Source organism: Cohnella zeiphila (assembly GCF_014212055.1).
Classification (GTDB): Bacteria; Bacillota; Bacilli; order Paenibacillales; family Paenibacillaceae; genus Cohnella; species Cohnella zeiphila.
On the sequence record NZ_JACJVO010000051.1, the window covers coordinates 99,794 to 120,478 of the forward strand.

Below are 20,685 nucleotides of genomic sequence, written 5' to 3' on the forward strand. Positions count from 1 at the left end.
AGAAGTCGATTGTTGGAACAATTTCTGTTCTCGCGTCGCGGAAGATCCGATATAATAATAGATTAGTAGCTTCTCCCATTTGAATCGGAAAAGAGAGTGAGCAGCGTGAGTCGTTGGCAAGCCGACAGAAGAAGCCGGACGGACAAGACCGACGCGGGACATCGGCCGGTCCAGCGCAAGCGGACGGAACAGGGACCGGAGGCGTCGGATTCGCATCCGCTGCAGCGAATGGCGGCCGCAACCGGCAATCAGGCCTTGCTGCAGAGAATGCGCTCGTCGGAAGCGGACGAGCCGGAAGAAGCGCCGCTGCAGAGGAAATCGCCGGGCTCGAACCAGCTTCCGGCGGAAGTGCAAGCCAAGATGGAATCGGCTTTCGGGGCCGACTTCTCCGACGTCAAGATCCATGCCAACTCCTCGGCGGCCAACAATGTCGGAGCGCTCGCGTACGCTCAGGGCAATGAAATCCATTTCGCCCCGGGTCAGTACAATCCGCACAGCCAGCGGGGCCAGCAGATGATTGGCCATGAGCTGACGCACGTAATCCAGCAGAAGGCGGGCCGCGTCGCGCCGACCGGGAGAGTCGGCTCCGGCGCGCTCCTGAACGACGATCCCGGCCTGGAGCGGGAAGCGGACGAGATGGGCGCGCGGGCGGCGGCGTTCGGAACGCCCGGTCCCGAGACGGTGCAGCGGATGGTCGACCGCACGCGGGCGACGCCGCTCGTGCGCGGGCCGTCCACGGAGTTGATCCAGCGGATGCCGAGCTCGCAGGACATCATCGCGAAGGTAGGCGCTCCGAAGAAGCACGTCAAGAACAAGATGGCGAGTACTCGAGTCGGCAAGTTCCTGAAGATGAAAGAGAATTTGATCGAGAACAGCACCCGTTACCGCTCCGTTCTGGACAAGGTCGACCAGTTCGATCAATACGTGGACGGAACCGTGCTCGCGGATGAGCCGGACGGCATGGAAGCCCAGGCGGAGCACGTCATGTCCCTCTACGCCTCGGTCGAGAACGCGGCGGACCAATACATCGCCGACAAGGGCGGAGACGAGAAAACCGCCTACATGCAGAGCCTGCGCCGCTCGCTGCCGATGGAGAAGATAGCCGTCCGCTCGACGGTGGAAGAGCATAAGCGCCATCCGGACCTCCCGAAGCCGAAGTGGAAGCTGATTACGAGCGCGAACCCGATCAAGATGGTCGATCTGGATGCCGGCATGGCGACCGGCGTTTCCGACAAAGGCGCGCTTAACAGCGTCTCCTTCTTCGAGAACGAGATCGGGGACGAGGGCGTTTTCAAAGAGACCAAGAACACGATTCTGACAGAGGACGAGATGCCGGATACGGCGACCAAAGAAGAACGGTCGAAGGCGGGAGACGAGGCATGGGTCGCCGGCGAGAAAGCCGGCATCGACCTGAAGAACGCCAGGCTCGCCGAGCGGAACGTGGCCATGTCGCGGCTCGACCAACTGCTCGGCGCCGGCGTCATTGCCCATACCGAGTTCGCTCTTCACAACTCGGGCTCCGGCGTTCAGAAAGGAACGTTCATGCTCAAGGCCAAGGGACGAAAAGGAGGCGACCTGATCAACGGCGGTCAGATTGTGAAGGACGCCGAGGCCAAAGAGCAGGACGATGCGCCCCGGAATGCCATCGACATGAACGACCCGAACCTGCAGCGCAGCCTGTCGCGGCTTCAGCTCATCGATACGCTGGCGATGCAGATCGACCGCCACTTCGGCAATTTCTTCATTCAGTTCGACCAGAGCGGCCGGGTGCTCGGCGTCACCGGCATCGACAACGACATGTCGTTCGGGAACGTCAAAGGCATCGCGAAGGGACGGCAAGAGTTCCCGGGCCTCAGCCGCTTCGTCGACAAGGAGCTCGCGGAACGGATCATCGCGCTGCGCGACGACGATCTCGTCTCGATCATGGAAGATCTGCTCAGCCCCGAGGAGATCGACGCGATGCTCGCTCGCTTGCACAGCCTGCAGGACCATCTGAAGCAGGACAAGACCCGGCTGCTCACGCCGGACCAATGGAACGAAGCGTCGGCCAAAGGGATGCTCGACGAGCACAAGAATCACGGCAACGACAATTCCAGCTATTACGGCCGCATGAAAAACGCCGTGAACGGCGGCTAGACCAAGAAGACGAGAAGACCTTCCGGGGATCCCCGGAAGGTCTTTGCTTTTGAGGCCTGCTGACGGCATAGCCGGTCTGGACTCGCGCTCACAACGCTAACGAAACATGCAAACCTTATGAGGCCTCTTTTGGAGCTCGCGAAAAGGTAACGAATCGTCAAGACGCTATTTGTCTCTTTCCACGCTTTTTTGTTCCGTTTTCCGGCCAATAAGCCCCGCACGATTCGTTAGATTCGCAAAACCGTTCATTTCATCCAAATAAGACGCGTAAGTTTCGTTAGAAATGCAGGCTGCCACGGAATTGGCGAACACGGCTCCGTTCATGCTCCGCCGTCCGTCCGAGAGGTTGCCCGGCAGCCGCATTTTCCCGAGTCCGCTGTATTGAAGATGAATCCGGTTCTCCGGACGGGCGTCGACCGTGTAAAGCACCAGCAGGAACAGCCATTCCAGCGGCTTCATCGCCGCATATACCGCGTCCGCAGCTGCCTTCGTGCGGATGTGCCGGCTGAGCGGATAGCCGTACTTGTCGTACAGCCGGCGGATCGTCCGGTGGCCGCGGGGCATGATCTGCTCCAGCACGTTCTCGAATGCGTTGGCGATCATAAGCTGGCGGTTGATCGGAATGAGCTCGCCGTGCCGGATTCCCGCCCGGACCGGCTTCACCAGACGGCGGTGTCCCCTGGCGGCCGCCGTGCACAAATAATGGCCGTCTCCGCTCACGATGTGCGGCGGAGGCGCCGGCAGCCGGGACAGCTCGAAGCCGCTCGTCTCCAGAAACGCCCTCACGACGCTGTCCGGCCGCTGCCCGAACAGCACCAGGAACAGCTGCACGAGAAGCTGAACGGGAAACAGAAGCAGCGTCCACAACAGCGGCAACGCCCGGTAGCGCAGCGTCATGCGGTGCAGGATCCTTATCCAAGGAGATAACGTCTTCGCGGCTTCCTCCTTCCTGCTCAGGATCCAGACGTCCAGCGACCTCTTGAGCTGGGCCACGTAAAGCAAGCTGAACGCGATACTTCCCGCCTGAAGGAACGGCACGGAAAGTATCTTTTCCTCGTAATGCAAGATCCCGGTATGAACGAGATAGACCGCGGTCCATGCGATGTCAAGCGCAAGCAGCGCATGGCACCCGGCATAAAGGATCGGAGGCACTTTCTCGCGATAGCCCCTGAGCGCCCAGTAGGCAAATAATCCGAGCAGCCAGTCGACGATGATGACCGCAATGTGCTTCCGGGCCAAGGAAGCATAGGAAGTCAGCGGTCTGCCGATGCCCTTGTAAACGTCTAGCGGAACTCCGCCCCGAACCCCTTGCAGATCGATAAGAAAGCCGGCGATCATCAGGAACGCGGCGAAGAGCATGATGATGCCGTCCATCGCCTGTCCCCTCGCTCCGTCCTCCGCAACCGTCTCCCTTTTCCCCGCAAAAGCCAGCGCCGTCCGGAACAAAGCGATCAGAAGGAGGAAAGCGAACGGAATGTAGAACACCATGCTCATGCTCCCTTCCGAGCGGTCGAAGTAAGCGGGACGGTGCCCGCCATAGGATAGACGGCTTCGGTTCGTTGCCGGTTTCAACCTTTTGGGAAAAGGAAAAGACCATTCCGCCCGATGAGGTCCGGGGGAATGGCCTGATTTGCCTATAGAGGTCCGACCGCCGAATCGACGGGCTGTTACAGCAGTTTCAGCATCGCCGCCAGCACTTTGGCCGCTTCTTCGCGGGTCGTCTCGTCCTTCGGCGCGAAGCGGAAGCCGGTGCCGCCCGGCGCCGATTTGCCCGTGAGCAAGCCTGCCGCATGCAGCTCGCTCACGGCGTCGGCGGCGTAAGCCGGAATGTCCGCCTGATCGGCGAAGCCGGCCGAGGCCGTAGCCGGCAGGTCTACGCCGGACAGCTTCGCCAGCCTGGCGATCATGACCGCCATCTGCTCGCGGGTGACAATCGCCTGCGGGTCGAAACGCTGTTCGCCGACTCCGTTCACGACGCCGCCGCTTGCGGCCCATTGAACGGCCTTGGCGTAATAGGCGGATACCGGAACGTCCGCGAACGGCGAGCCTTGAACGCCGCTCAAATCCGCTCCTGCCAGGCGCGCCAGGAGGAGCGCGAAATCACCGCGCGTCAGCTTCGCCTTCGGCGAGAACGTCCCGTCCCCTGCTCCGCCCACGATTCCGCGGGCTGCCAGAAGCGCAATATCTCTTTTCGCGAAGCTGGACTCCGTATCCGTGAACGTCACAGGGTTGTAGCCGACTGCGTACGTCGAGAAATGACCGGTGCGGAAGCTCAGCAAGCCCGTTGACGCGTCATAGTTCGCGTTCGGAACGACCTGCGCCGAACCGTCCGCCGCGACGAAATACAGGATGACGGCATCCGAGCCTTCGCCTGCGCCGGGCTTATACGGAACGGAGACGTCCGCTTTTCCTCCGCTGAAGTTGCCGACATGCTCGCTTCCCGCATCCACGGCGAAGACATAGACCGGCCGGTCGCCGATAGCAGCCGCCGCTTCCGGCGCCAAGGTATTCGGCAGCGAAGCTTTGTCCGCCAGCGAAACGGTAATCGATACGTCGCTGTCTCCGGCAACCGACGAGATCGCGGCCAGCGCCTTCGGATCGAGGGTCACCGCGGCAAGACCGGCGTCAAAACGCACGGACAAGCCGTCGTTCGCCGAGATTTGGCTCCACGCTTCGGCCGGCAGCTTGAACGCCGCCGAAGTCGCGTTTCCTTCGACCGACGCTTTGAGCTCGAGCGTTCCGCCGCTCTTGCCGCTCGCCGACTGCCGCAGCGCCTCAAGCGCATCGGCCACCTGCTCCGGCGTCACCGCAAGCGTCGCCTTGCCGTTCTCGTCCGTCTTTGCGCTCACCACGGTCGTCGCGACGGCGCCTTTGGCGCCGTCGGTTACCGAAGGTTTGCCTGCGTTCGAAGAATCCCCCGAACCGTTCGGAGTCGAACCGGGGTTCGTCACGACTGCGGGATAGGAGACGCTCACGACGCATTCGGCCGCTCCGTAGCCGTCCGCGCTTGCCGCCCGAATGACCGTTGTGCCGGCGGACAAAGGCTTGACGTTGCCGTTCTCGTCCACGCCGGCCACCAGCGGGTTCGAAGAGGTCCACGTAATGCCCGACGCCGGATCGGCGGTCGCCTTCAGTTGAACCGGAGACGCGTTCGTCAGAAGAGACAGGGACGAGCGGTCCAGCGTCACTTTCGCCACGTTCACTTGAAGCACCGCCACCGTTCCGCCCACTTCGTTGGCGACCAGCAGCAGCGGCCGGCCGGTCGGGCTGATCGCGGCCGGGATGAAATCCAGCCCTTCGGGACCGCTATCGGTTTCCAGTCCCTTCGTAAAGTCGCGCGTGTTCGTGTAATTCACGAAATAAACGTTATGGGGATCGGTGATGTCGTAGGTCATGACGCCGCCGACGCGCTCCAGGCCGACGAACGCGAGCGTGCGGTTGCCGACTTGTCCGACTTTGACGTACTCCGGCTCCGGCCCTTTCTTCGAGCTGCGGCTGTCCAGATCGGCGTCGTCGTTGCTCGCGTTGAAGGAATCGGGCAGCCGCGTCGCCGTAATTTTCTCAAAGTCGCTGCCGCTGTCGTACACTTGCGCCATCGTGTCCGCATCCCAGATCGAGAAGGAGCGGCCTCCGTACAGGTAGATGCCCTCATTCCCCATGTCCGACATCGCGGTAACGCCGTCGTAAGCCGTCGTCCCGTTCAGGAACTGCGCCGCCGCCGAATTCGGGTCCAGCGATCCTTTCAGGCTCTTGACCTTGGTCGTATTGACGCGAATCGGATCGCCATCGGTTGCCGGCCATTCCGTCTCGTCGCCTTCGTTGGCGGTCAGCACGTACGACTTGCCGTCTACCGTATAGCTGTCGATACCGTCCGGCATATACACCCCGTAGAACGGCACGTTCTCGAAATGAATTTTTCCGTCCTTGAGCAGATCGAGTTCGTTGCGCGGATCGTTCAGGTCCTTCAGGCCCAATCCTTTGACGGAAAGCAAGGAATGGCTTGCGACATCGATTCGGGCGATCGCGTTGTTCTCCTGAAGGCTGACGTAAGCCGTCTTCTCGTCCGCGGACAAGGTGATGTACTCCGGTTCGAAATCGAACACGGCGTCTTCCTTGGAGCCGGCGGAAGTAATTTGCGGACTGTTCGCATCGGAACGGCCGCGAACGTGCACGTTGTCGTCGATGACGTCCGGCTTGTCGAACTTGACGTGAACGTCGGATCCGGTTTGCGTGTCGACGACCGTGACGCTTCCTTCCGGATCGCCGGCCGCCGTGCGGGGTTCGGCTTCGTCGGCGGTCAGAATGTAACGTCCGTCGGACGTGAACTTGACCATGTCCGGCTGAACGCCGGCTTCGTAGGACTTGATCAGGTTGCCGTCATAGTCGAGCACGAGAATCTGCCCGTTCTTCATCGAATCGGCTTCCTGCACGGCCAGCGCGACGCGCTTCGTTCTCGTATTGATGTCGACGCTCGTCAGGTCGCCGTAGACGAAGCCTTCCTTCCGCTCCGCCAAATCGGCGACGGGAACGCTCGTCGTCTTGGCCGGCGCCACCTGATCGCCGCCCGTCAGAGAGACGATGTCCAGCGTCGGCGGGTTGGCCGAGCCGTTCACCAGGTAAAATTCCTTGTTGTCCGGATTGTACTTGACGATCTCGGCCACGCCGCCGTCCGCGTTGGTCGTGCCGACGGAATAGCCGCCGATCTTGGCGATCGAGATTTGATCGGCGACCGGCTCGATCGCGGTCTCGGCCGCCGCCACGTTCAGGGTCAGCGTCGCGTTAACCGTCGCCTGCTCGCTGTCGGTGACGGTCAACTCGACCGTTGCGGCGCCTTCCGCCCCATCCGCCGGCACGCCCGTAATCGCGCCCGTCGCAGCGTCAAGCGTCAGGCCTTCGGGCAGGCCCGTTGCCGCGAACGTATACGGCGCTTTGCCGCCGGTCGCCGCGATGGCGGCCGCGTAATCCTTGCCGACCTGCGCATCGGGCAGCGATGACGTGGAGATTGCCAGCTCGACGCCCCATTCCCCGGATGCGCTGTTACGCGGCGCCGGATCGGCGGAGGTTCCCGTCGGAACGTATTCCTTGTAGCTGACCGGCTCGAAGTTCGCTTTGTTATCGTCCGTGTCGGCGAAATTCATCCTTCTGAGAGCAACATTCTTCGTGTTGGCCATGCCGGCGCCGAACGGGTAATTGCTTTCGTACCCGTCGATCGGATCGCCGTCCTCCCCCGCCGTACCGAGCATGTCCACGTACCCGGGAGGCTTGTCCGCAAACGGATTCGCCATCGCATTGGAGAGCTGGTCCTGATTGCTCATCAGCACAACCTTGAGCTCCTTATTGTTGATAACCTGGTCCCAAGTCTGATCGCCTTTGCCGGTTAGGTCGAGCGTCGTATCGGGCTGTTCGGCCGAGGCGCCCACGACCAGATAAGAGGAATGCGGCTTGATTTCATTCTGCAAGTCGAGTTTGTGCCAAGCGTTCGAGCTTGGATCCGATTCGGCGTCTTCCTCGGTGTCCGGATCGGCATACTGCAGCGACCAACCGCTCAAATCGACATTTGCATCGGTCGGGTTATACAATTCGATAAAGCCGTTCGATCCGGCCGCACCTGTCTTGCCGCCATCTCCATAAACCTGATTGATGATGACATGAGGAACCGTCACGTCGTATGTACCGTCTGCCTTGTACGGCGCTCCTGGGGTGGCCTCATCCGCCGCCGATGCGGCGGGAAGGGCGACGGCCAACCCGCTTAACGCGACTTCGGCGGACAGAACAAGCGAGATCAGCTTTTTGCTGCGGGAAAATCCGGTAGACATGCGACACTCTCCTCTATGGGTAGATATGCCTATTGTATGATGAGCTTGTCATCCGGAATGGAGATTTGTGTTAAGGGAGCGTTAACTGACGGTTGTTCGAACCGTTCTCCCCGATCAGGGGCGGACAGAAGTCCGGTTCCGACTCGCGAAGGCGGCGGGCGTATGCCGGATCGAGCTTCGAGAGCGCGGCGAAGTAGCTGCCGATTACATGGTTGGAGGACATGCTTCCGTTGTTGAATTCGAGCGTGACGAGGCCGGGGATGTGCCGATATTCGTATGCTTGGTCGAGGCGGGGGAGCTTGAACGTCGTCGGCGGCAAGTAGGTGACGGCGTCGTACAGGTTGCTGACGCGAAAAAACGATCCGGCGCCGCCGGCGAACGAGCGTACGAAATCGGGGTCGCCGACGCGGGGGGAACCGAACGTATAAAGGATGGGAGAGTCGAAAGAGGAATGGACCGCCGCGTCCAGCGAGCACAGCACGGCAAGCGCGGCGCCCAGGCTATGGCCCGTTACATAGAGACGTTTGCCCGGCCGAATCCGGTCGAGAGCCGATTGAACTTGATCTCTGGCCGATCGATAGATTCCCGTGAATCCGAGATGCGTCTGACCCGACTCGTAGACGTAAGGGTAGTCGGTCTGCACGGCCAGCGCATCGGAGAGCCAATCCGAAGCGGAGCTCGTTCCCCGGAACGCAACGACGGCTTCGTCCGGCGATTCCAGCACGAAGCCGAACGGCTCCTCATCCCCGCCCAGCGAGCGCGCGGCGAGGTCGGCCACCGTCCGGAAACCCGCCGGACGCGCGTAATCTCCGTTCGGGTCGGTATACTGCCTGTAAGTCTGGTAGCATACGGCGGCAAGCCATAGCGCTTTTTGAGAATCGTAGGTAACCGTCCGCACGGGCAGCACGCTCCTTCCTCCTATACCTTATTAGGCGGAGGAAGGAGCGGTGCCTGGCTTATTTCGCGGACACGATCTGCAGGCAGACCGGCTTGGCCAGACGAATCGAGCGGCCCGACGCGGCGGGAACGCCATCCGGGCCGATCCGCAGCGACTGGACTTCGTCGGAGTCCTGGTTCGCCGCGAGCAGCCACTCGTCGCCGAGCACGGCAAAATTTCTCGGCGTGCGGCCGAGCGTCGAGGCGTGACCGTTGGCCTCCAGCAAGCCTTCGTCGGTTACCCGGAAGACGGCGACGCTGTCGTGTCCCCGGTTCGAGCCGTACAAATACCGGCCGGACGCGGTCAGGTGGATGTCCGCGCACGTATTCTCTCCGGAGAAGCCGTCCGGCAGCGTCGACAAGCGCTGGAGCTGTTCGAGCGGCTTGTCCGTCCGCGCGGAATCGTAACGGTAAACCGCGACTTCGCAGCTAAGCTCCTCGATGACGTACAGGATCGGCTGCTTCGGATGGAAAGCGGCGTGCCGCGGGCCGGCGCCGGGTTGCTCCGATGTCCGGCAGCGCAGAACGAGCTTGCCCGCTTCCGCGTCGAGCCGGTAGACGTACAAGCCGTCGGTTCCGAGATCGCTGACGACCCAGTCGTCCGTACCCGGAATGGGGAACGCAGAGTGCGCATGCGGTCCTTCCTGCCGGTCCGCGCGCGGCCCCTGTCCTTCGTGACGGATGAAGTCTGCGATCGGCCCGATCTGTCCCGTCGGTTCGATCGGGTACAAGCAGACGCTGCCGCTCGTGTAATTGACGGCCAACAGCCAGCGGCCGGTGCGGTCCACATGCAAATGGCAAGGCGCGTCGCCCTCCGAAGGCTGCCGGTTCCGTTCTTGGAACGCGGCGCTTTCCAGGTCGAAGGAGAACGAAACGACCGCTCCTCCGTTCGTCTCGCTTACCGCATAAAGCCATTCCCCGTTCGGATGCAAAGCGAGGAACGAGGGATTTTCCACCCCTGCCGCGCCGCCGATCCTCTCCCAAGTTCCGGCTTCCCGGTCCAGAGTCAACAAGTGAATGCCTTCTTGCCCGGCGCTGCCGTAGCTGCCGGCGAAAACGTATACAGGATTGCCGTCGTTGTCCCGCATGGCTTTGACCCCTTTCGGAATGAGTTCGGTCGCCTCATTCTACCATCGGGACGCCGCGGGAGCAACGACGGAAGAGGAGGCGGGCGGAGCTAGAACCGCTCCGACACCGCCTTTGCTTGCGTGAATAGCAGAAGGTAATCGCGGCCTCCCGCTTTGGAGTCCGTTCCGGACATATGGAAGCCGCCGAAAGGGTGCACGCCGACGAGCGCCCCGGTGCACTTCCGGTTCAAGTACAGATTGCCGACGTGGAATTCGCGGCGCGCCTGCTCCAGATGGGCCCGGTTGCGGGAGAAGACGGAGCCGGTCAAGCCGAATGCCGTATCGTTCGCCATCCTCAGCGCTTCCCCGAACGAAGGTGCCTTCAGGAAGGCGAGCACCGGGCCGAAGATTTCTTCCTGCGCGATCGTCGCTTTTGCGTCCACGTCGGTGAAAATCGTCGGCTCGATAAAATAACCGTCCGGGTCGCCGGTTCCTCCTCCGAGTACCAGCCGGCCTTCCTGCCCGCCGATCTCGATGTACTGCATGATCTTATCGCGGGCGTCGCCGTCGATCACCGGGCCGATGTTTACCGACCGCTCGGCGGGATTGCCGACCGTCAGTTGGCGCGTCCGGCGGACCACCCGTTCCAGCACGTCGTCGTATGCCGCCTCGTGCACGATCGCCCGGGAGCAGGCCGAGCACTTCTGACCGGAAAAGCCGAAGGCGGATGCGACGATCGCCTCGGCGGCCGCTTCCGGGTCGCAGTCGGCGTCGACGACGATCGCGTCCTTGCCGCCCATCTCGGCGACGACCCGCTTGATCCAGATTTGTCCCGGAGCCGTGCGGGCCGCCCGCTCCTGAATGCGCAGCCCGACTTCCCGCGATCCCGTAAAACTGACGAACCGGACCTGCGGATGCTCGACCAGGAAATCGCCGATGTCTCTGCCGGCTCCCGGCAAGTAGTTCACGACGCCGTCCGGCAGCCCGGCATCCTCAAGCAGCTCCGCGAACTTGGCCGCGATGACCGCCGTCGGGCTGGCCGGCTTCAGCACGACCGCGTTGCCGGCGACGACGGCCGACGTCGTCATGCCCGCGAGAATCGCCAGCGGGAAGTTCCAAGGCGGAATCACAACTCCGACGCCCAGCGGGATGTAGTAGAGTTCGTTCTCCTCTTCCGGAAGGGGAACGAGAGGCTGAGGCAGGCTGAGCCGCTGCATTTCGCGCGCGTAAAACTCCATGAAATCGATCGCTTCCGCCGTGTCCGCGTCGGCTTCGGCCCGATTTTTGCCGGCTTCGTACGTCATCCATGCCGAGAACTCGAACTTGCGCCGCCGCAGCAGCGCGGCGGCCTTGAACAGCACCCGCGCCCGCTCGTTCGGGTCGGCCCGGCTCCAGGAACGGTAAGCGTCCGCGGCTGCGCGGATCGCCCGTTCCGCCAGCGCCTCGTCGGCTTGGGAGACCAAGCCGACCGTCTGGCCGGCAGCGGCGGGATTGACCGATGCCGCCTTCCGTTCCGTCATGACGCGTTCCCCGCCGATACGGAGGGGATACTCCTTGCCCAGTTCGGCCTCGACCTGCCGCAGCGCTTCGTCGTACAGCCGGTTGTTCGCGTCTATCCGAAAATCCGTCAACGGCTCGTTCGCAAATTCCGTTCTCATGCCACCCGAAGTCCCCTTTCGCAATATGCTTCGCCAAGATAGGTTATGATCCCGGGAGCGAAGCCGTTCCGAAGCTTGGGCCTCGGCGCAAGCCCCGACGGCGCGGCTGCCGCATAAACTGCCTTATGGATTCCGGAAGGGGAGATTCGCATGGATCTTTGGATTCGCGGATACCGGCGGGCGATGCTCGGGTTGGCCGCCAGGGACACCGTCAAACGGCTATCGCTCCGGTACGGCAGCCGGCTGGCCGGCCGGTTCGTCGCCGCTCCGACGCGGGAAGGCGCGCTGGATGCCGTCTTGAAGCTGAAAGCGAAGGGAATCGCGGCGACAATGGACTATTTGGGAGAAAGCGTCGGGAATTGGGAGGAGGCCGCCGGCAGCCGGGACGAAATCCTGCGCCTTCTGCAGGCGATCTCGGACCGCGGGCTGGATGCGCATGTCTCGGTCAAGCCGACGCAGTTGGGGCTGGGGCTCGACCCGGAAGCGTGCTGCGACAACCTTCGAATGATCGCTGCCGCCGCTCGGGAGGCAGGCACGTTTCTGCGCATCGACATGGAGAGCTCCGCCTACACGCAAGCGACGCTGGATCTCGTCCGACGGCTGCGCGCCGAAGGACTGGACCAAGTCGGAGCGGTCGTCCAGGCCTGCCTGCGGCGGTCGGCGGGCGACGCGGATAAGCTGATGGAGGAGAAAATTCGGATGAGGATCGTCAAAGGGGCTTACCGGGAACCGGAGGACATCGCCTATCAAAAAAACGGCGAGATCATAGACAGCTACCGTACGATCGTCGGAAAGCTGCTGGACGCCGGCTTCGAAACCGCCGTCGCCACGCATGACGACCGCCTGATCCGCTGGGTCCGAACGTACGCCGAATCGCACGGAATCGGCCGGGATTCGTTCGAATTTCAGATGCTTTACGGGCTGCGCACGGCGGAGCAGGAGAAGCTCGCCCGCGAAGGCTATCGGGTCCGCTGTTACGTGCCCTACGGCACCGAATGGTACCCCTATTACACGCGCCGGTTGGCCGAACGGCCTTCGCATCTGTGGCTGGTGGTCCGGAATTTTTGGAAATAGCGCGCCCGCCGCTACCGGAGCAGCGTCAAAATCGTCTCCGCGGAGCGTTCCGCCGTCGCCCGTTCCGGGCGGGCCTTGAGCAGCACGGTCAAGCCGATCAGCGCGACGACCAGCGTCTCGGCGAGAGCCTTCGGTTGAGAAATTTCTTTCAGCTCTCCCGTCCGCACGCCCCGCTCGATCGCCTCCGCGAAAAGGGCCGCCAAATACATCTGGTGTTCCCGCGTCAACACTTCGAATCTCTCATCGTGCGGCGCCAGCTCCACCATCGTATTGATGCAGAAGCAGCCGCGCGCCGGCCGGTCCGAATCTCCGTCCTTCAATACGTTCCCGAACACTTCGCGGAACCCTTGCCGGACGGACCCGGCGCGCTGCAGCGTCGCCCGAATTCCGGCCGCGTGGTCGACCGTATACTTCCGCAATGCCGCTTCGAACAGCTCCCTCTTGTCTCCGAAGGCGGAGTAGACGCTTGGCCGCTGCACCCCCATGGCGGCGGTCAGCTCGCTCATCGACGCCGCCTCGTAGCCTTTCTCCCAAAATAGCCTCATCGCCGCGTCCAGCGCCCGGTCGGTATCGAATTGTTTTTGCCGGCCCATATCATTCGCCCTCTTTTTATAACGATCGGTATTGTAATAATCATTCTAGTTTGTTAGAGGAAATCTGTCAATTTCGCATAATAGCAAAATATTGTTTGACAACATCCCGTCCCATTCGGTATATTCGCAGAAAATAACTTACCAATCGGTATGATAAAATGGAGCGATTCGCAGTATGGATCGGGAAACTTCTCGGCATAAGGGGAAACGAACGGCCGCGCGCCGGGCCGCCCCCGCGTTCGCGGCGGCTTGCGGCCTTGCGGTCGCATCGGTTTATTACTCGCAACCGTTGCTGGACGACATCGCCGGCGAATTCGGCATCTCCCGTTCGTCCGTAGGCATCGTGGTTACTGTCACGCAGCTTTGTTATGCACTCGGCCTGCTTCTGCTCGTCCCGCTCGGCGACCGGCTCGACCGGCGGCGGCTGATCGCCGTCCAGATGCTGTTGTCGTCGATCGCGTTGGCCGCGGTCGGACTTGCGCCCTCCGCAGCCTTGCTGTTCGTTGGGCTTGCCGTCGTCGGCCTGCTCGCCGTGGTCGCCCAGACGATGGTGGCGTTCGCGGCGGACTTGGCAGCCCCGGACGAGCGGGGACGCATCGTCGGGCAGGTGACGAGCGGGATCGTCATCGGCATTTTGCTGGCGCGGACCGTCGCCGGAACGCTTGCGCAGCTGGCGGGATGGCGCTCCGTTTATTGGTTTTCGGCAATGTCGGCGCTTGTCTTGGGCGCCGTTCTTTGGCTCCTGTTGCCTTCAGGAGAAACCAGGCGAACTCCCTCCTTGTCTTATCCGCGTCTCATCCGCTCGACCCTGGCGTTGTTCGCAGAGGAACGCGTGCTGCGCGTCCGCGCCCTGCTCGCGCTGCCGCTGTTCGCCTCGTTCAGCATTTTGTGGACGTCCCTCGTCCTTCCCCTGAGCAGCCCGCCACTGTCGCTCTCGCACGCTGCCATCGGATCTTTCGGGCTGGCGGGAGCGGCGGGCGCGCTGGCCGCCAGCCGTGCCGGCCGGTTGGCGGACCGGGGATTCGGGCAGCGGACGACCGGCGTCTCGCTCGCGCTTTTGCTTGCGTCGTGGATGTTTATCCATTCCATTTCTTCTCTGCCGATGCTCATTCTCGGGATCGTACTGCTGGACCTGGCGGTGCAAGCCGTTCACGTAACGAGCCAGAGCCTGATATTGGCCGCCCGCCCCGAAGCGCGCAGCCGCCTGACCGCCGGCTACATGATTTTCTACTCTCTCGGCAGCGCCTCCGGCTCGATCGCTTCGACGCAAGTTTACGCCCGCGCCGGGTGGGACGGCGTCTGCCTGCTGGGAGCGGCCGTCAGCGCTACTGCCCTTTTGTTCTGGGCGTTGACCCTTCGCCCGCGCCAGACAGCAAAATAACCCCACAAAGTGAGGCTCGGCTTCGAAGCATACCCAGATACTTTGCGGGGGCCCCGGAACTTAATGGAGCAATCCTCAATCCGACCGGGCGCCATCCCTCTTTCATTGGCATTTAAAAACTATCGAGGTGGATCAACATGATGAAGGTAATGGCCTTTCTTGCCAAAAAGGATGGAATGAATACACGAGATCTTATCGAATACTATGAGAATCAACATGTACCGCTGATTGCTAGATTGGCACCGCTCCCTAGCGTTTACAAACGCAATTACATTTTACGAAAGGACGATTCCAGCACAAAAGATGACTTCGATATCGTGACAGAACTCGTATTTCCCGACCGTGGCGTTTATGAAGCTTGAGTAGCCAAGATGTATGCTCCCCATTCCGGAGTTGCAGAGGACGAGCTCCATTTTCTTGATCGTTCGCGAACGAGATCTTATATCGTCGAAGAACACGTGACTTCCGATTAGGAGTCAAATGGCGATGTCCCGGTTGGTCTTTGAAAAAGCGTTTTGGGTTTGCGCCGCTACCCAAGCCGCGTCAACGATTTCGGATAGCTCGTCAATACTCGAACAGATCCATCCTCTTGCACGTAAACATCGTCTTCGATCCGCACGCCGCCGAGCTCCGGAACGTAGATGCCCGGTTCGACGGTGAACAGCATCCCCGATTCCAGCAGCGCCGGATTGGCGCCGTGAAGGGACGGAAATTCATGAATGTCCAATCCGAAACCATGACCGACGCGGTGGGTGAAAAAGTCCCCGTAGCCGGCAGCCGCGATGACATCCCTCGCGGCCCTGTCGACTTCGGAAGCCGCGGTGCCCGCCCGCGCTGCAGCGATGCCGGCCCGGTTCGCCGCCAGCACCGTCTCGTAGATCCGCTCCTGCTCTTTCGTTCCCTCGCCCATCAGGAACGTTCGCGTAATGTCGGAGCAGTACCCGTTCACCTGCGCGCCGATGTCGATCAGCACGAAGTCGCCTTCGCGGATCGGTACCGTTTCCGGCACGCCATGCGGCAGAGCCGTGCGGCTCCCGGTCAACACGATCGATTCGAACGAAGGACGATCCGCGCCCAGCCGCTTCATCTGGTATTCCAGTTCGGCCGTCAAATCGAGTTCCGTCATGCCGACGGCCGCGCGTTCCGCCGCATGGGCCACCACCTTCTCGATCAGGTCCACGGCCGCTTGAACTTTGGCGATCTCCTCGGCGGTTTTGCGCACGCGCATCGACTCGAGCTCCGGCGTCAAATCGACCAGCGCCGCGTTCGGCACCAGCCGGGCGATCCGTTCCGCGCGGTCCAGCGTCAGTACGTTTTTCTCTACTCCAACGGCTGCCGCGCTTGCAGAGAGAGCACCGCTTAGCCGCGCATATGGGTCCTCCGTGTCCGACAGCGGAACGATATCCGCCACCGTCCCGTTCCGCCGGGCGGATTCCGCGTCCAACAGCGGAACGAACAACGCCTCCGCATTCTTCCGCGCGTCGAGCAGCAGCGCAAGGAACCGCTCGTGCGGATCGGACAGAAATCCCGTCAAGTAATAGATGCTGGTCGGAGAGACGATCAGCGCGGCGTCGATCCCCCGCTCCGCCATCCGGCCAAGCAGACGATTCCGGCGTTCAGCGTATGCGTTGCCCATTCATCTTCCTCCTTTACCGTGCTTCCGGCGAAAGAAATCTCGTTAAGCCGTGCGACCGCGAACGCCAGATGCCTGATAATGCGGAAAAACCGCGTTCGTGAAGCACGCCCGTGATCGCACGGAACGGTACTGTTCTTGAGACCGCTCAGCCCGAAGCCTCGCGGATCAGTTCCAGAAACTCCGATCCGTATTTCGCGAACTTGGCGTCGCCGATGCCGCGGACTTCCTGCATTTCCTGCGCGGTCGTCGGCATCCGCTGGCACATCTCGCGCAGCGTCGCGTCGTTGAAGATGATGAAGGGCGGCACGCCTTCTCGCGTCGCCATCGCCTTGCGCAGCTGGCGGAGCTTCTCGAACAGCGCCTCGTCGTAAGTCCCGTCCGCGCCCGAATCGCTTCCGTAGCGCCGACGGCTGCGGGTCGCGGCGGCGATCGGCTCGACGCGCCGGAACACCCGCTCCTCCCCGTCCATCACGTCGCGCACCTTCGCGGTCAGCTGCACGACCGGATATTGGCTGTCCGTCAGCCGCAAGTAGCCGTCGGCGATCAGCGCGTGAATGAGCTGGACGAGCTCCTTCTCCGACATCGCGCTCATCATTCCGTACACGGACAGCGAGTCGAAGCCGAACTGACGGATCTTCGCGTCGTTCGCCCCGCGAAGCACCTTGGCCGTCAACGTCACGCCGAACCGCTGCCGCATTCTCGCCACGCAGGAGAAAATGATCTGCGCCTCCCGAGTCACGTCCCGCAGCTCCCGCACGTCGGTGCAGTTGCCGCAGCGTCCGCACGGCTCCCCGCCTTCTTCGCCGAAGTAGCGGACGATGGCGCGCTGCAGGCATTCCGACGTGTTCGAGTATTCCACCATGTCGTTCAGCAGCCGATAATCGTTCCGCTTGCGCTCTTCGTCGGCCTCGCTTCGCTCGATGAAAAACTTCTGCGTCGCCGTATCGGCCGGAGAGAACAGCAGCACGCATTCGCCCGGCTCCCCGTCCCGGCCCGCGCGGCCGGCTTCCTGATAGTAGGCTTCCAGGTTTTTCGGCATGTTGTGATGGACGACGAAGCGGACGTTGGACTTGTCGATCCCCATGCCGAAGGCATTGGTCGCCACGATGATCTGCAGGTCGTCGCGGAGGAAGGCGTCCTGAACGGAAGCCCGTTCGTCCTCCGGCATCCCGGCATGATACTTGCCCGCGGCGACGCCGAGCCCGAGCAGGTACTCATGGCAGCTCTCCACTTCCCGCCGCGTCGCCGCATATACGATGCCTGCCTGGCCCGGCCGTTCGCGAATGTACCTCGCCAGGAAATCGCGCTTGTCCGCGTTGCGGACGACGGACAAGGCCAGGTTGTCCCGCGCGTATCCGGTCGTCACCCGCACCGGCGCCGACAGCTTCAGCCTTTCGACGATGTCTTCCTTCACGACATCGGTGGCGGTCGCCGTGAACGCGGCCATGACCGGCCGGGGCCGGATATGCTTCAGCAGGCGGACGATCGTCATGTAGCTCGGGCGGAAATCGTGCCCCCATTGCGAGACGCAGTGCGCCTCGTCCACGGCCACGAGCGGTACGTTCAGGCCGCGAAGAAGCTCGACGAACCGTTCCGACTCCAGCCGCTCCGGCGCGATATAGACAAGCTTGTAGCGGCCCTGCGCCAGATCGCGCAGCCGCTCGTTCGTCTCTTTCGCCGTCAGGGAGCTGTTGATGTAAGTAGCGGGAATTCCCGTCTCGTTCAAAGCGTCGACCTGGTCCTTCATCAGCGAGATGAGCGGCGAGACGACCAGACTGACGCCCGGCAGCAGCACGGCCGGAAGCTGATAGCAGATCGACTTGCCGGCGCCGGTCGGCATGACGCCGAGCGCGTCGCGGCCGGAAAGGATCGCCTCGACGAGATTTTCCTGGCCGCTGCGGAAGGAATCGTAGCCGAAATACCGGCGCAGCGCGTCGCGGGCTTGTTCCAGAACGCTCATCGGTCAGGCCTCCTCTCGGACGGGAGACGCCAGTCCGAGCAAAGCGGACGGCGTCCCGATCGCGTAAACGTGAAGCTTGTGCAGCGCCCTCGTGCACACGGTATAGAGCAGCTTGCGGTCCCGCTCCCGGCCGTAGCGCCGCTGGGAAGCGTCCCATACGAGCACGGCGTCGAACTCGATTCCCTTCGACAGATAGGAAGGAAGCACCGAGATGCCGCGCGGCAAGTTCGCCGAGCCTCCGGTGACGAGCGTCAGCGGAATGTCGTCGGTCAGCCGTTCCTTGAGCAGCGCGCCGGCGTTGCCGCACTCCTTCGCCGTCTTCGCGATGATGCCGATGGTGGCATAGCCTTCCGCCAGCAGCGCAGCCGCATCCTCGGCGATGCGGTCGGCGAGCTTAGCCCCGCTCTCGCACGAGACGACCAGCGGAAGTTCGCCGTCGCGATGAAACGGTTCGATGCCCGCCGCATCCTCCGGCAGCAGAATTCGCTTGGAGAACTCCACGATCGGCTCCGTCGAACGGTAGCTGGTGGACAGTCGCCACAACGCCGTTTCCTCCGGCGGAACGAGCCGCGTCCAGCCCCCGAAGCCCCCGCTGTCCTCCGCTTGCGCATAGATGGCTTGGTTGAAGTCGCCGAGCACCGTCAGCCGCGCGCGGGGAAAGCGCCGGCGCAGGAACGCCGCCTGGAACGGCGAATAGTCCTGAGCTTCGTCGACGAACAGATGCTTGACCTCGCCCTCGACCTTCCGGAAGCCTTCCAGCGCTTCCATCACATAGAGCAGCGGCGTCGCATCTTCGTGATCGATATGCTTGCGGTCCAGCGTCTCCTCCGCCCGCCGCGACATCCACTCCCAGCCGACCGGCAGCTTGCCGTCGGGCGCGCAAGCGGCGAATAAGGAACGGCTGCGGAACAGCTCGCCGTACGTGGCCAGCGGGTCCATGAACCGGAAGCCCTTCACCGCCCGGCGCAGCGGGGCGATCGCCGCTTCGGCCGCTCCCCTTCTGAGCCGGTCCGTAAGCCGGTCCTCGTCGTCGAACGATTCCTCTCCGAATCCTCCTTCGCGCCGCAGCTCCACATAAGCGCGCTGGATGTCTTCGAAGTCGGCCAGCTCCGCCGCTTCCTCCACCCATTTTTCCTTCAGTTGGCTCTCTACCCATTCGCTCAGCCGCTCGCCCAGCCAGCGACGCAGCTTGGCGAGGCGGTCGCCGAAGCCCTCCGTGCCCCAAGTGCCGTAGAACCGTTCCTCGATCTGCCGCACGGAGACGATCGTATCCTTGCGGAATCGCAGCGGCCGGAACCGGACGCCTTCCTTCTCCAGCCGCCGCAAGTAAGCGCCGACGGTCGCGAAGAAATGCTCGGATCCTTTGTACCGCGCCGCGACTTCCCGCGCTTCCCCTTCCGGCGACCCTTCTCCTTCGGCCAGCGCTTCGGTCTGCGAGAACAGGTCCTCGACCTCATAGCGGCGTCCCAGCCGGGCTTCGATCAGTTCCCGGAACGTCATCTGCCGCATGTTCGCTTCCCCGAGATCCGGAAGTACGCGCGAGACGTATCCTTTGAACACCGGATTCGGCGAGAACAGCACGATCTGCTCGGGAGTCAGCGTATCGCGGTAGCGATACAGCAAATAAGCGACCCTCTGCAGCGCGGCCGACGTCTTCCCGCTTCCGGCCGCGCCTTGAACGACCAGGAGCTTGTGCTTCTCGTCGCGGATAATCCGATTCTGCTCCTTCTGGATCGTCGCCACGATGCTTTTCATGGACGTATCCGAACGCTCCGACAGCACCGCCTGGAGGATGTCGTCGCCGATCGTCTCGTCAGTATCGAACACATGCTTCAGCACGCCGCCGCGGATGACGAATTGACGCTTGAGCGTCAGTTCCCCGTCGATCGTCCCGCCAGGCGTCTCGTAGGAGGCCGGACCCGGCTCGTGATCGTAGAACAAGCTGGAGACCGGCGCTCTCCAGTCGTACACGTAGAAAGTCTTGCCGTCCTCGCCGACCAGCGAGGAACGGCCGATATAGACGCGCTCGGCAGCCCCGTTCGGCTCCTCCGCGAAATCGATTCTCGCAAAATACGGATTGTCGTGCTGCAAAGCCAGTCTCCCGGCCGCCGTCGATGCCACCCGGTGGCTTCGCTCGCGCTCCGCCAGCAGCTCCGCCTGCTGCACGATGCTGCTCCATGTCTCCCCAAGCTCCGTCGTATCGGAGAAGTTGACCGTCACGTCGTCCCAGAACTCCTGCCGGATGCCGACGACGTCCCCGCGTCTCTCCCCGAGCACGGACAGCTCCTTGAGCAGCCGGCGGTCGACGACCCCGAGCACCTCGGTCAGCCGTTTCGTTTCCTCTTCGCGGATGTCTCGTTCGTTTGGCACTAGCCTCTCCCTTTCCCCGACGCTTCTTTCAATATCCATTGTTGTATCACGCAAGCCT

General features: G+C 62.4%; 13 protein-coding genes. 4 read left to right on the forward strand and 9 right to left on the reverse strand.

Going from position 1 to position 20,685, the window contains the following annotated elements; genetic code table 11:
- The first annotated feature begins 105 nt into the window (after window positions 1-105).
- Complete coding sequence (locus H7C18_RS32365) at window positions 106-2,136, forward strand: eCIS core domain-containing protein (RefSeq protein WP_337914023.1); 2,031 nt, start codon at window positions 106-108, stop codon at window positions 2,134-2,136.
- Window positions 2,137-2,301: 165 nt separating this feature from the next.
- Here H7C18_RS32365 and H7C18_RS32370 read toward each other — a convergent pair whose 3' ends face one another.
- The 5 genes from H7C18_RS32370 to pruA form a co-directional block, all read right to left on the reverse strand.
- Window positions 2,302-3,630, reverse strand: a complete 1,329-nt coding sequence (locus tag H7C18_RS32370) for a DUF6688 domain-containing protein (RefSeq protein WP_185133266.1) — start codon at window positions 3,628-3,630, stop codon at window positions 2,302-2,304.
- A gap of 173 nt (window positions 3,631-3,803) precedes the next feature.
- A complete protein-coding gene (locus H7C18_RS32375; RefSeq protein WP_185133267.1) occupies window positions 3,804-7,952 on the reverse strand; it encodes a choice-of-anchor I family protein in 4,149 nt (1,382 codons plus the stop codon).
- A 70-nt stretch (window positions 7,953-8,022) separates the two neighbouring features.
- Entirely contained in the window at window positions 8,023-8,859 is an 837-nt protein-coding gene (locus tag H7C18_RS32380) for a lipase family protein (protein WP_337914025.1), read from the reverse strand.
- 49 nt (window positions 8,860-8,908) lie between these two features.
- On the reverse strand, window positions 8,909-9,976 hold the full coding sequence (locus H7C18_RS32385) for a lactonase family protein (protein ID WP_185133268.1): 1,068 nt from the start codon (window positions 9,974-9,976) through the stop codon (window positions 8,909-8,911).
- A gap of 89 nt (window positions 9,977-10,065) precedes the next feature.
- Window positions 10,066-11,613 carry an L-glutamate gamma-semialdehyde dehydrogenase gene (pruA, locus tag H7C18_RS32390; RefSeq protein ID WP_185133269.1) on the reverse strand — a complete coding sequence of 516 codons (1,548 nt, stop codon included), beginning with the start codon at window positions 11,611-11,613 and terminating at the stop codon, window positions 10,066-10,068.
- Between the two features lie 150 nt (window positions 11,614-11,763).
- Here pruA and H7C18_RS32395 point away from each other — a divergent pair, with 150 nt between their 5' ends.
- Entirely contained in the window at window positions 11,764-12,687 is a 924-nt protein-coding gene (locus H7C18_RS32395; RefSeq protein WP_185133270.1) for a proline dehydrogenase family protein, read from the forward strand.
- Between the two features lie 11 nt (window positions 12,688-12,698).
- On the opposite strand, the gene H7C18_RS32400 is transcribed toward H7C18_RS32395, so the two are convergent.
- The gene (locus tag H7C18_RS32400; protein WP_185133271.1) at window positions 12,699-13,280 is read right to left on the reverse strand and encodes a TetR/AcrR family transcriptional regulator; all 582 of its coding nucleotides are present in this window, start codon (window positions 13,278-13,280) and stop codon (window positions 12,699-12,701) included.
- Between the two features lie 175 nt (window positions 13,281-13,455).
- Here H7C18_RS32400 and H7C18_RS32405 point away from each other — a divergent pair, with 175 nt between their 5' ends.
- Together H7C18_RS32405 and H7C18_RS32410 are read left to right on the forward strand one after the other, a co-directional pair.
- Window positions 13,456-14,661, forward strand: a complete 1,206-nt coding sequence (locus tag H7C18_RS32405) for an MFS transporter (protein WP_185133272.1) — start codon at window positions 13,456-13,458, stop codon at window positions 14,659-14,661.
- A 137-nt stretch (window positions 14,662-14,798) separates the two neighbouring features.
- Window positions 14,799-15,023, forward strand: coding sequence for an EthD domain-containing protein (locus H7C18_RS32410; protein ID WP_185133273.1), 225 nt, complete (start codon window positions 14,799-14,801; stop codon window positions 15,021-15,023).
- 167 nt (window positions 15,024-15,190) lie between these two features.
- Here H7C18_RS32410 and H7C18_RS32415 read toward each other — a convergent pair whose 3' ends face one another.
- The 3 genes from H7C18_RS32415 to helD all read right to left on the reverse strand — a co-directional run bounded on the left by H7C18_RS32415 (window position 15,191) and on the right by helD (window position 20,627).
- Window positions 15,191-16,297, reverse strand: coding sequence for a M24 family metallopeptidase (locus tag H7C18_RS32415; RefSeq protein WP_185133274.1), 1,107 nt, complete (start codon window positions 16,295-16,297; stop codon window positions 15,191-15,193).
- Between the two features lie 145 nt (window positions 16,298-16,442).
- On the reverse strand, window positions 16,443-18,257 hold the full coding sequence (gene recQ, locus H7C18_RS32420) for a DNA helicase RecQ (RefSeq protein ID WP_185133275.1): 1,815 nt from the start codon (window positions 18,255-18,257) through the stop codon (window positions 16,443-16,445).
- A gap of 3 nt (window positions 18,258-18,260) precedes the next feature.
- Window positions 18,261-20,627 carry an RNA polymerase recycling motor HelD gene (gene helD, locus H7C18_RS32425; RefSeq protein ID WP_185133276.1) on the reverse strand — a complete coding sequence of 789 codons (2,367 nt, stop codon included), beginning with the start codon at window positions 20,625-20,627 and terminating at the stop codon, window positions 18,261-18,263.
- Window positions 20,628-20,685: the final 58 nt, after the last annotated feature.